Origin of the sequence: uncultured Roseobacter sp. (assembly GCF_947495275.1) — a bacterium.
Lineage (GTDB): Bacteria > Pseudomonadota > Alphaproteobacteria > Rhodobacterales > Rhodobacteraceae > Roseobacter.
In genome coordinates this window covers 53035-64957 of the sequence record NZ_CANLYL010000006.1, presented here as the reverse complement: position 1 = coordinate 64957, position 11923 = coordinate 53035, and the positions used below count along the sequence as shown (strand labels likewise).

Here is an 11923-nt window from a genome sequence, read left to right as displayed (position 1 = left end):
CGATGTATGACACCATTCAAACAAGCACGGCCGACCGCGTCCTGACAATCACGATTGATCGGCCCAAATCACTGAATGCGCTCAACAGTCAGGTTATGTCGGAACTGCTGGCCTGCGCGACGGAACATGACCGTGACCCCGACATCGGCTGCATCCTCGTTACAGGCAACGAACGGGCGTTTGCGGCTGGGGCAGATATCGCTGAGCTTGAAGTTCAGGATTACGCCAGCATGTATGAAAGCGATTTCTTTTCCGGGTGGGATCGTTTCGCCGCCCTGCGAACGCCAAAACTGGCTGCGGTTTCAGGATATGCACTTGGCGGCGGCTGCGAACTGGCCATGATGTGTGACCTGATCATCGCCTCTGACACTGCGCGCTTTGGGCAGCCTGAAGTCAAGATCGGCTGTATTCCAGGCATCGGTGGCACGCAGCGGCTTACGCGATTGATCGGCGTGGCCCGAGCGATGGACATGATCCTTACAGGGCGCATGATCACTGCCGAAGAAGCACTGCACTACGGGCTGGTAAGTCGCATTTTTCCAGCAGAAGATCTTTTGGCTGAGGCCACGCAGATTGCCGGGCAGATTGCGGGATATCCAAAGGACATCACCATGATGGCCCGCGCCTGTGTTCGTCACTCCCAGGAGGCCACGCTCGAAGCTGGTCTGCGGTTTGAACGACAGATGTATCATGCGCTTTATGGGTCGTATGCGCAGAAGGAGGGCATGGCAGCCTTCCGCGAAAAACGCGACCCCCAGTTCCGCTAGAAAGCTTCGGGCCGACTTACGGACCAAGCTTGCCGCCATTGCGCCCGACGCCTTTTTGTGACGATTGGCGGTCATGGCATTGCGCCTGACAGCGTAATCTCAACAAATCCCGACGTCGGTTCGACGCACAAACGTTGTTTTAACGCAACGTTGCTCGATGAGGGCTGAATTACAACCTCCGCAACATTCTGAAGTACGGAGGATTGCACAGATGATGACTCGAAGAACCGCCCTTCTGGGGACCGCCTTTCTTGCTTCGACCCCGGGGTTGATCAAAACCGCGAGTGCCGAGGAAATTATGGACACTTCAGGCGCCGAACCTGTTGATCTGTCCGGCCTCAAGCGTGTGAAACACAAGCTGGTCACCCCGCCATTTGTTCATGCCCATGAGCAAACCACTTCGGAGCCGCCGGTGATCCGCGAATTCGAGATGAAGATCATCGAAAAAGAGATTCAGGTCGATGATGATGCCTATCTGCAAGCGATGACTTTCAATGGCTCCGTACCCGGACCGTTGATGGTGGTTCATGAAGGTGACTACGTCGAATTGACGCTCTTCAATCCGCCCGAAAACCTGATGCAGCACAACATTGACTTCCACTCGGCAACCGGAGCTTTGGGAGGTGGGTCGTTAACGCTTGTAAACCCAGGTGAGAAAACCGTGCTGAGGTTCAAGGCAACGCGGCCTGGCACCTTTGTTTATCACTGTGCACCCGGTGGTCCGATGATCCCCTGGCATGTGGTTTCGGGGATGTCGGGAGCCATCATGGTGCTGCCCCGAAATGGGTTGAGTGATCACAATGGTGCGCCGGTCAGCTATGACCGCATTTTCTACATCGGCGAAAACGACTTCTACATCCCCAAGGATGAAGATGGGAACTACAAGCGCTTCGAGGATGTTGGTGAAAGCTACCCTGATACGTTGGAGGTCATGAACGGGCTGATCCCGACCCATGTCACTTTCAACGGGCGCGTGGGCGCATTGACAGGCGACAATGCACTCACCGCGGCGCAGGGAGAGAAGGTGCTTTTCGTACATTCACAAGCCAACCGCGACAGCAGGCCTCACCTCATCGGTGGCCATGGCGACCTCGTCTGGGAGGCGGGGAAATTCAACAATATCCCCGACCGCGATCTGGAAACATGGTTCATCCGTGGCGGATCCGCTGGTGCAGCACTTTATGAGTTCCTTCAACCTGGCGTCTATGCCTACGTGAACCACAACCTGATCGAAGCCGTGAACCTAGGCGCAACAGCGCACGTAGTGGTTGAGGGCAACTGGAACAATGACCTGATGGCGCAGGTGGTCGCGCCCGTTGAATACGATGTGCTGCACGAAGGCCGAACCGCGCTGCCATAGGGTTTCGTATCTCAAATCTCATCATTGGGCGCACTCCTGCGCCCAATTTCGCGTCAGGGAGGGCAGGTTTCTCATGAAAGGGTTCGGTCTTGGCGTAGCGCTGGTAGCCTTTGCAGGCGCTTACGTTGTTTTCTCACAAATGATGCGGCAATCATTACCGGATGATTTGCCTGAAATGCTCTCACTGCCAGCCGGGACAGTCGAATACCGCCCCACCGGGGAATTTCGCACCGATGGCCGCGTCCGGACGGCACCTCTTGAAAAGGTGGAAATTCCCGGAAATCTGGAGATGATGCGGTATCCTGTGACTCAGCAAGCCTATATGGCTTGTGTTCGGGATGGCGCTTGCAAATCGACGCATTCATCGGACGCTCCGGATCTGCCGCAAACACAGGTCAATTTTCGCGACGCTCTGGACTTCGCCGAGTGGCAATCAAAGCGAACGGGTCAGAAATGGCGGCTGCCAACAGGCGCCGAGTGGGCTCATGCAGCGGCCGAACGCTACGTCGATGATGCCCTTGATGAAGCCCCTACGGGTGACATGGCCCAACGTTGGCTTGACGAATATCGCACAAATACAAAGCAGCGCGAAAACGCGGATCCCTCCTTGCGTGCCATTGGCGCTTACGGCGAAAATGCACTTGGCATCGGCTACATCGGTGGCAATGTCTGGGAATGGACAACCACATGCTTCAAAAAAGCGGAACTGACCGCAGAAGGCGAGTACATCCGCGAGAGCGATGACTATTGCGGTGTCAGGCTAGCTCAGGGCATTCACCGCGCGTTCATCATTGATTTCGTACGCGATGCAAGCGTTGGCGGCTGTGCTGTCGGATTACCTCCGGATCATCTGGTCATTCGGCTGATCCGGGAAAGCTAGCGGGCGCCAAACCAAGCAACCAGGGCCACATGCGCATGCAGATCAAACCAAAGCCGACGATCCAGAGACAGGAGGCGAACTGAACACCGGTGAGCCCCGCCAAGGTCGCGAACGGCAGCACGGCACGGATAAGTGCAGCACCAAAAATTAATGTGATTGCGACCGTCAGGATAGGGCCCGCCACCAACCGGCGTCCGGTGTGCCCAAGGCTGGCTCGCATCATGACGGCGGCTGTCATGCCGCCGATCGCGCCCATTCCGAGGATGTGTAGCCCTGAGGCCGGGCTGAGACCGGGATCCCGGGTCGCCAATGCAAGGAGGATGAGTCCGACGGGCAGGCATAAATAAGCTGCGTGTAACATCAGCAGAATGGCAGATCGGCGAACCCTTAAGGGCTTCCAGCCAAGCAGCCGTATCAGGTGACACATCGCCGCGAGACCCAAGGCCACAGCAGTGGCACGCGGGTTCGATTGCGCCACCCACATCGCCAAAGCCACAAAACTGACGGCAAGAGCCAGGATATCAATGCGACCAAATGGGGCCGGTAAAGACGTGGCCTTTTGCTTTACCAGCCAATTTCTCGTGAAGCTCGGAATGATGCGCCCACCAATCAGGATGATCAGCATGAGGATCACGGCAAAACCGGCACGGCGGCTGTAATCCGCAATTCCGAAGCTCATAACTTCGATGTGAAAGGCAACATCTGCGATCAATAACAAGCCTACCAAGCCGATCACGACCAGATTGCGCCAGTTCCCGCTGACGATAAGCTGAATTGCGACGCTGACACTGACCACTGCCAAGAAGCTCGTGTCGATGACCATGACAATCAGGTCCGGCAGTTCCCAGAGGCCAAGCATGACCAAGCGGCCGGCGATCCAATGCGCGGCACCCAATCCCAAAGGCCACCCTTTGATCGGAGGCAACCCGGTCCAGTTCGGAACAGCGGTAAGCAAAAAACCGGTCAGAACGGCAGAGGTGTAGCCAAAGAGCATCTCATGGACATGCCAGTCGACCTGGGAAAGCGGTCCTGAATGCTGCCAATGCCCGGACAGCATTGCCATCCACAAAACGATGGCGATCACGGCAAAGCCTGTTGCCAGCGTAAAAAAGGGGCGAAACCCCATGCCAAAGATGACCGAAATGCGTGGACGGATCATCGCAAATGAGCCCTCGTTAACGGCACGATACGCCAGAAAGAGCATCGTGCCGCTTGAAACTGGCGAACGCTACTGGACGCTCTCAAACAAGGGGTCAAAACGTTTGGCCGCCTTGCCCCGTTGCTTGACGCCTTTCGCGGCCTCAAGGTTCACAGCCTCGCCGACCTGGATCAACGCAACCATGCCCAGAGCGTAGTGGGGCGTGCATTTGATGCCGTAGAGGCCTTCGGCTTCGACCGTCAGCTCAAAATCTGCGCCCAGTTTACTTTTGAATGCCTCCACGCCGTCAGGCAGCATGCCGTCAATGGATTCCGCATTATGCCCTTTGTCTGTAGAGATAAAATGAATGATATCTCCGGGCTGCGCGGCCACATAGGCCGGCTCAAACACCATGGTCCCCTCCGCGCCCTTGTTGAGCATTTTGACCTCGATGGTCTCGGCAGTCACGGCGGTGCCGAAGAGCAGTGAAGCGGCGCATGCCAGCGATCGTATCATCATCACGGTTTCCTTTCTGGGGTTCGATGTGCTTGAATTGGCGGCAATCTGACCGAAGCAGGCACACGCCTCTTTGCGCCAAGACAAACTGCGGGGCGTAATGTGAACAATCTCGATGAAAGCCTCCTGACACCTCTTGCGCTTTTCTCAAAGCTCGACCGTGCCCAAATCCGAACGATACTGGACCTCGCAACACCTTGTCGGTTCGATTTGGGTGCAACGGTTTTCGAAGAAGGTCAGGAAGCGGAATTCTTCTATCTTCTACTTGATGGGTATGTGCGGGTGGTCCGATTGACACCGGAAGGCGACCAGGTGATCGCGCTGCACATCCCCAGCGGTCACTTGTTTGGGATCGCAGCGGCTCTGGGCCACACGACGTATCCTGCCACCTCCGTCGCCGCCGCAGAATGTGTTTGCCTGAGTTGGCCAATGAAGCTCTTGCAGGAGTTTCTGACCACCTATGAAGGGCTATCCACGGGCGTTTATGGCGCGGTCGGTCAACGCGTCGAAGACATGAACAATCGCATCCTTGAGCTTGCTACCCAACAGGTGGAACAACGTGTGGCAAATGCACTGCTACGTCTTGTTCAGCAAACCGGGCATAAGACCGATGAGGGAATTGAAATCGGGTTTCCGATTACACGTCAGGACATCTCGGAGATGACCGGCAGCACATTGCATACCGTCAGTCGTTTGCTGAGCGCATGGGAGCGGGAAGGGACTATCAAAAGCACGCGCAAGAAGATCGTGGTCACCGATCCACACAAACTTGTTCGACATAGTACCTAATGCTGTCTGATCGCCCGGTTCAAAGCGCGGCGAAACATCACCTCGGATACGTCATGTTCAATACAGGCGTCCCGCAGCGTGTGATAAGGTGTAATGGCGCAACCGACGCATAGCATCTTATAATGGATGAAAACCGGAATGGTTTGAGGCCACCGGCGCAAGATATCACACAGGAGCATGTCCGGGTCGTCTATTGCTGCGGTCTGCGCCAAGGCCTCCTCCTTCCACAACAAATTTAAGATGAGATTCACAGCGTTCTTTGCGCTGGCACAACCTGCGCGCGCGGCCATCAGGGTATGGCTGGGAAACATGAGCGAACAGGGGATGCAGGAAATGTCAGAATTCCTAACCAAATCGCGAGCGCGTAACATTTTTTACGGGGGCTCGCTGTTTTTTGTGGTGGTTTTTGTGGGGTTGACCGCACACAGCCATCGCTACGTGGTCAAGACATCAACAGCCGGCATGCCGCTGACCGAAGAGGTGGCGTTAGGCAAGCATGTCTGGGAACGCCATAGCTGCATCAACTGCCATACCCTGCACGGAGAGGGCGCTTATTTTGCGCCGGAAGTCGGCAACGTGATGACCCGCTGGGGCGTGGCCGATGATCCTGAAGGGGCCTTTGAGGTGCTCAAGGGTTGGATGGAAGCCCAACCAAGCGGGGTAGAAGGTCGCCGCCAGATGCCGCGATTTGAGATCACCGATGAAGAGATGCGCGCGCTGGCCGAGTTCCTGCGTTGGGCGGATCAGACAGACACCCAGGGTTGGCCCCCCAACGACGCAGGTTAAGGAGAAAACCAATGAAATACGCTTCCCAAAAAGTCGCCTACGCATATTTCCTCTGTGCCATTGCGCTTTTCGGAGTTCAGGTGTTGGGCGGGCTGTTGGCCGGCTGGATCTATGTCTCGCCGAACTTCCTTTCCGAGATACTGCCCTTCAACATCATCCGGATGATTCACACCAACGCCTTGATCGTCTGGCTGTTGCTGGGCTTTTTCGGAGCGGCTTATTTCCTGATCCCCGAAGAAAGCGAGTGCGAAATCTACTCGGTCAAACTGGCCTACATACAGTTGGTCCTGTTGATGGTGGGCACGCTTGGGGCGGTCGGCAGTTATCTTATGGGAATACACGGCGGCCGCGAATTTCTCGAACAGCCTCTCTGGGTCAAGTTTGGCATTCTGGTCGCGGCTTTGATTTTCCTGTTCAATGTCTCGATGACCGTTCTGGCGGGTCGCAAAACAGCCATCACCAATGTTTTGCTCATGGGTTTGTGGCTGCTCAGCCTGTTGTGGATTTTCGCCTTCATCAACCCTGACAATTTGTCACTGGATAAAATGTACTGGTGGTTCGTGGTGCACCTTTGGGTGGAAGCGACATGGGAGCTGGTGATGGCATCCATCCTCGCCTTCCTGCTGCTGAAACTGACCGGCGTAGACCGTGAGGTGGTCGAGAAATGGCTCTATGTCATCGTCGCCACGGCGCTTTTTTCCGGCATCTTGGGAACGGGCCACCATTTCTACTGGATCGGTCTGCCCGGCTACTGGCAATGGATCGGGTCCATCTTCTCGACATTCGAAGTTGTTCCGTTCTTTCTGATGATGAGTTTTGCTTTTGTCATGGTCTGGAAAGGGCGCCGGAACCACCCCAACAAGGCCGCGCTGTTGTGGTCTTTGGGTTCGTCAACCGTGGCATTTTTCGGGGCAGGGGTCTGGGGTTTCCTGCATACGCTGCATGGCGTGAACTTTTACAGCCACGGGACCCAAATCACGGCAGCGCACGGGCATCTGTCCTTTTACGGTGCCTACGTGGCGCTCAATCTCGCGATGTTCACCTACGCCATGCCCATGTTGCGCGGAAGGGAGCCCTACAATCAGGTTCTCAACATGGGATCTTTCTGGCTGATGACCGGAGGCATGGCTTTCATGACCTTCGTGTTGACCTTCGCGGGCACCATCCAGACACATCTGCAACGCGTCATCGGTGATTACTACATGGACGTGCAGGATGCGCTGTCTCTTTTCTACCTGATGCGATTTGGCGCGGGTATAGCAGTTGTCATCGGAGCCCTGCTTTTCATCTACGCCATGCTGGTGGTGCGCAAAGCCGAGATCATCTCCCCAGGGGATGCCACTCAGGTCGCGGGTGAATGATCATGAATGCTCCCTCACCAGAATTGCACACCCCATTTTACGAACCCACAGCGCAGGAATGTGTCCTTTTTGAGACCGCGCATGAAAATGGGCTCCCCCTGCTTTTGAAGGGGCCCACCGGTTGCGGCAAAACCCGGTTTGTAGAGCATATGGCCGCGCGCATGGGGCGGACACTTTATACCGTTGCTTGCCACGACGATCTCTCTGCCCCCGACCTGATCGGTCGCTATCTGTTGCGGGGCGGCGAAACGGAATGGATCGACGGTCCCCTGACACGGGCCGTGCGCGAGGGTGCTATTTGCTATCTTGACGAAGTCGTCGAGGCCCGCAAAGACGTCACCGTTGTCCTGCATCCGCTAACAGACGACCGGCGCACGCTGATGATCGACCGCACTGGCGAAGCACTGCAAGCGCCACCCGGTTTCATGTTGGTGGCCAGCTTCAACCCGGGTTATCAAAGTGTTCTCAAACGCATGAAACCTTCCACCCGGCAGCGCTTCTTGTCGCTGACTTTCGATTTCCCGGAAGCTGACGTTGAAACCAGGGTTATCGCTCGGGAATCGGGTCTTGATCACACGCGGGTCACCTCCCTTGTGCGGCTGGCTGGGCATATTCGCAAGTTATCCGGCATGGATCTGGAAGAAGGCGTTTCAACGCGGTTGCTGATCTATGCCGCAAAACTTGTGAAGGCCGGAATGAACCTTGACCACGTTCTTGAAGTGGCCGTCATCGAGCCGTTAACTGATGATGATGATGTCAAAACCGCGCTGCGTGACCTGATAACAGTGGTTTACGGCTGATCCGATGTCGATACGCCCGCTTGATCTTATGGAGCCCGAGGAAACGGTCGGCAATATATGGCATGGGATCGCGGCCACGTTGGGCGAAGAAACCGCTCATCTGGACGCCTCGGCCAGTTTGGAAGAATTGCGTCCCAGCCTCTCTTGCCTGTTTCGGGCGTTAGGCGGGGCTCGCTCGGTTGAAATCGCCCCGGCACCCGCCACCCGATCGGAACATCGATTGGACAAGTTGCGTAAGCTGGGCAATGCACATGTCGCCCAGCATCAGGCATATTTCGATGGTGAGCGGTTGTTATTGCCCCCTTGCATCGCTTGTTTTTCACAAGCGAAGTTGAACCGCACCACATATTTCTGGCTGACAGCGATGGCCGCGCTGGCCGAGGTGCCGGAGCTTCCGACAGATCCGGCGGTGGCTGATTGGATGCAGCTGCATCAGAACCATCAACTCTCAAAAATGGTGCGCGACCAATGCCCGGGGTTGAGACAGAGCCATCACCTTATGCGACAGGCCGCAATTGCAGCGCGCCCCTCTCATAGGCTCCCCAAGGCCGAAGCCATGATCGAAAATGCAATCCTCGAAACGCTCTCGGGTCGGGAACCCAATGACCCGCCCACGGGACAAGCCCCCAAGGGATATTGCCGTTTTGCGCCGGTCCCCTTCTGGTTGTCCTTTGGCAAGCCCGGGGGAGGCGGGCTTTCCGAAGCGTCCCCGGATCAGATCGCAGCAACTCCGGCGGCAGCCGCAACGACCACGCGCAAGCTTGGCCTGCGGTCGGATACTTCTGAAGCCATGCGCAAAGACAGCTTTATCATCCATCGATTTGAGGCCATCCTAAGCTGGGTCGAAAGCATGAACCTGAACCGCAGCGTTGATGACGATGATGACGAGAACGCGCAGAAAGCGGCGGAAGATCAGGACAACATCACGCTCTCAAGGCATGACCGACGCGCGGCTACGAGATTGCGTCTGCATCTTGATCTGTCTCCAGGGGATGCGGAGCATGAACGTTTGGCCGGGGAATTCATCTATCCTGAGTGGAATCATCGCAGCCGCAGCTACATGACGGATCACTGTCGGGTGCTGGAGGCAGATGTAGAGCCCGCAGCGGACGTCGCTTTGACCCCCGATCCCAAACGCATGCGCGATGTCAGGCGGCAGTTTGAAACGCTTCATCCGCGGATCATTCACAGTCCCCGGCAACTTGATGGTGACGATCTTGATCTGGACGCATTGATAGCGGCCCGGGTCGATCTGCAGACAAACGGGTATTGCAGCGATCGCATCTACCTGAGCCACCGCCGGACAGAGCGCGATCTCTCTGTCGCTATCCTTTTGGATACTTCGCGGTCAACCGACGCCGCGGTGGGGGAAACCAACGTGATCGACGTGGCGCGTGACGCTCTGGCTGCTCTGGCCGGAGGGATTGATGCCACCGGTGATCGTTTTGCGATCTGGGGATTTTCATCGTTGCGACGCGACAGGGTCTTCCTGCACAGATGCAAAACCTTTGACACCGCTCTCTCTCCGGATGTCCTGGATCGGATTTGCAGCCTTAAGCCCGGGCACTACACCCGTCTTGGCGCGGCAATTCGCCATGTAAGCACCCAGCTGGACACTGAAACAGCACGCTGCAAATTGTTACTGGTACTGACTGACGGCAAGCCCAATGATCTCGATCACTACGAAGGCCAGCACGGTATCGAGGACAGCCACATGGCAATTCGCGAAGCCCGCAACCGGGGTCAGGCGGTCCATGGAATCGTCATAGACGAAGACGGTCAGAACTGGTTCGCACGTCTTTTCGGAAAGCATGGGTTTACCCTTCTGCCGCAACCTCAACGCTTGACTAAAGCCTTGCCGGATATTTACCGCGCCCTCATCCAGGAGATTTGAACATGATGCGCATCTTTTTCGTGATCTTGCTGTCTGCGCCGTCAGCTGTGACCGCTGATGGATACATCCGACCCATTCCTCAGCCGCAATCCGCCACAGCAGAATTCTGGTTTCTGGCCGCATCCCTGGCATTGATCGGCGCACTCTGGGGCGTGCACCGGTTGGTCTCCCGCAGATGAGCACCCAGGGATGGAGTGTCTGGCAAATTACTTTGGCGCTGTATCCCTTCGGGGCAGGGGCCATGGCGCTGAATATCTATTTCGGATCGCTGATTGTTTCATGGTTTGGTGCGCCAGTCATTACACCTGGCATCGCAGTTCTTCTGGGCCTGCCGCTTGGATTTCCCGCTACCTGGTTGTTCGCAAAGCACATCAAACGATTGATGAACTTCTAACTTGATAAACGATGCGTCGCGCTTGCTGAAGACAGCAATCGATCCAGATAGCGAACGTGGCGGACAGCGCACCATGCCATACATGGCAGTACACCGGAAATTGATCTCGACTCGCTGGTATGAAAATCGAAGCCCTGGCTCAACGCCATGACCGTTGACCACATCCCTCGCGGCATCTACGAAATCGCTGAATCGTCAAGAACAGAACACGATAATCAGCAACGTAAACTTTCACCAAATGCAGGTTTGTAAGGCATCAAACAATTGAACTCAGGATATTTTAAACGAGCCTTGAGAACCTATGCCCAGCCAGTTGGGTATCCCAAACAGTTACGCAATCCGGATAAAAGCTCGGTATCCGCAGCCAAGGTAGCTTATTTTATTGCGCTTTAGACGAGTCTAAGATTTAATAAGACATGTTATGTAATCTGATTAAATATATTTGATACACGAGTCGTCACTTCCTGGAAGGTCTGCGTTCTAAATGCCGCAAGGGTTTCAAACGACAGCCTTTTGAAGCCTTGCACGCCATCACGGGGAACATAATAGTTGCGTTGCTTACTGGCCAAATACATTTGACGAGACCGCGGCGCGAGACGCGTTTGCAAACGCTCTTAAATTTGAGGCCAGCGCTTGGCATTAAGCTAAGTCAATAACTGGCCCTATTTGAATAAGTGGCTTTTCCTGTAAACGCAGGCTCACTGGCGCATCCAACTATTTATGGAATCGCCCACGAGGACGCTATCCGCTTGATCACTGCAGCCTGGTTTCACGAGAGATGTCGTGGCCAGAACCACTTACAATTCCTGGAGACAATAAATGTCCAACACCCTGACCGCTCAAGACCTGGCTGATACTTTCGATGCTTTCAACAGGCACGATGTGGACGGCGTCATGAAGTGTTTTGCAGAGGATTGCGTATTTTTCACTGTGGGTGGCCCGGAAGTTTTTGGTGCTAAAATCGAAGGTGCCAAGGCCATTGCAGAGGCATTTTCGGCGGTCTGGGCTGGTATGAAAGACGCTCATTGGGATCATCACAGCCATTTCGTCCATGGCGACCGCGCCGTTTCAGAATGGACGTTCTCCGGCACTGACGCTGACGGCATGCGTGTCGAGGCACAAGGCGCTGATCTCTTCACACTCCGCGACGGGCAGATCATCGTGAAACAAGCATTACGTAAATCGCGTCCTCCGTTCAAAGCGTAAGGATGCGTCTCTTCTCAGACTGAAGGAATGAG

General features: G+C 55.5%; 14 protein-coding genes. 11 read left to right on the top strand and 3 right to left on the bottom strand.

What is annotated here, in order from left to right:
- Positions 1-2 precede the first annotated feature (2 nt).
- From Q0802_RS12605 to Q0802_RS12595, 3 genes are all read left to right on the top strand, one after another.
- The gene (locus tag Q0802_RS12605; RefSeq protein ID WP_298918661.1) at positions 3-767 is read left to right on the top strand and encodes an enoyl-CoA hydratase-related protein; all 765 of its coding nucleotides are present in this window, start codon (positions 3-5) and stop codon (positions 765-767) included.
- A 211-nt stretch (positions 768-978) separates the two neighbouring features.
- Complete coding sequence (nirK, locus tag Q0802_RS12600) at positions 979-2127, top strand: copper-containing nitrite reductase (RefSeq protein ID WP_298918658.1); 1149 nt, start codon at positions 979-981, stop codon at positions 2125-2127.
- A 73-nt stretch (positions 2128-2200) separates the two neighbouring features.
- Positions 2201-3007 (top strand): SUMF1/EgtB/PvdO family nonheme iron enzyme, encoded by an 807-nt coding sequence (locus Q0802_RS12595; protein WP_298918655.1) that lies wholly within the window; start codon positions 2201-2203, stop codon positions 3005-3007.
- On the opposite strand, the gene Q0802_RS12590 is transcribed toward Q0802_RS12595, so the two are convergent.
- On the bottom strand, positions 2982-4166 hold the full coding sequence (locus tag Q0802_RS12590) for an NnrS family protein (RefSeq protein ID WP_298918650.1): 1185 nt from the start codon (positions 4164-4166) through the stop codon (positions 2982-2984). The two genes, Q0802_RS12595 and Q0802_RS12590, sit on opposite strands and share 26 nt — an antisense overlap.
- A gap of 69 nt (positions 4167-4235) precedes the next feature.
- On the bottom strand, positions 4236-4661 hold the full coding sequence (locus Q0802_RS12585; RefSeq protein WP_298919174.1) for a pseudoazurin: 426 nt from the start codon (positions 4659-4661) through the stop codon (positions 4236-4238).
- Between the two features lie 102 nt (positions 4662-4763).
- On the opposite strand from Q0802_RS12585, the gene Q0802_RS12580 reads away from it, so the two are divergent.
- A complete protein-coding gene (locus Q0802_RS12580; RefSeq protein WP_298918645.1) occupies positions 4764-5450 on the top strand; it encodes a Crp/Fnr family transcriptional regulator in 687 nt (228 codons plus the stop codon).
- Here Q0802_RS12580 and Q0802_RS12575 read toward each other — a convergent pair.
- A complete protein-coding gene (locus Q0802_RS12575; RefSeq protein ID WP_298918642.1) occupies positions 5447-5662 on the bottom strand; it encodes a DUF1858 domain-containing protein in 216 nt (71 codons plus the stop codon). The genes Q0802_RS12580 and Q0802_RS12575 overlap by 4 nt on opposite strands.
- 121 nt (positions 5663-5783) lie before the next feature.
- Between Q0802_RS12575 and Q0802_RS12570 the strand changes: the two genes are divergently transcribed.
- The 7 genes from Q0802_RS12570 to Q0802_RS12540 all read left to right on the top strand — a co-directional run bounded on the left by Q0802_RS12570 (position 5784) and on the right by Q0802_RS12540 (position 11891).
- Entirely contained in the window at positions 5784-6236 is a 453-nt protein-coding gene (locus Q0802_RS12570) for a cytochrome c (protein ID WP_298919173.1), read from the top strand.
- Between the two features lie 11 nt (positions 6237-6247).
- Positions 6248-7597, top strand: a complete 1350-nt coding sequence (locus Q0802_RS12565; RefSeq protein ID WP_298918639.1) for a cbb3-type cytochrome c oxidase subunit I — start codon at positions 6248-6250, stop codon at positions 7595-7597.
- Positions 7598-7599: 2 nt separating this feature from the next.
- A complete protein-coding gene (locus tag Q0802_RS12560; protein ID WP_298918636.1) occupies positions 7600-8397 on the top strand; it encodes a CbbQ/NirQ/NorQ/GpvN family protein in 798 nt (265 codons plus the stop codon).
- Positions 8398-8401: 4 nt separating this feature from the next.
- On the top strand, positions 8402-10291 hold the full coding sequence (locus tag Q0802_RS12555; RefSeq protein WP_298918634.1) for a VWA domain-containing protein: 1890 nt from the start codon (positions 8402-8404) through the stop codon (positions 10289-10291).
- 2 nt (positions 10292-10293) lie between these two features.
- Positions 10294-10470, top strand: a complete 177-nt coding sequence (locus Q0802_RS12550) for a hypothetical protein (RefSeq protein WP_298918631.1) — start codon at positions 10294-10296, stop codon at positions 10468-10470.
- Positions 10467-10685 carry an NnrT protein gene (locus Q0802_RS12545; RefSeq protein WP_298918628.1) on the top strand — a complete coding sequence of 73 codons (219 nt, stop codon included), beginning with the start codon at positions 10467-10469 and terminating at the stop codon, positions 10683-10685. Before Q0802_RS12550 ends, Q0802_RS12545 begins: the two co-directional genes overlap by 4 nt.
- An 819-nt stretch (positions 10686-11504) precedes the next feature.
- Positions 11505-11891, top strand: a complete 387-nt coding sequence (locus tag Q0802_RS12540) for a nuclear transport factor 2 family protein (protein WP_298918625.1) — start codon at positions 11505-11507, stop codon at positions 11889-11891.
- The last annotated feature ends 32 nt before the right edge of the window (positions 11892-11923 follow it).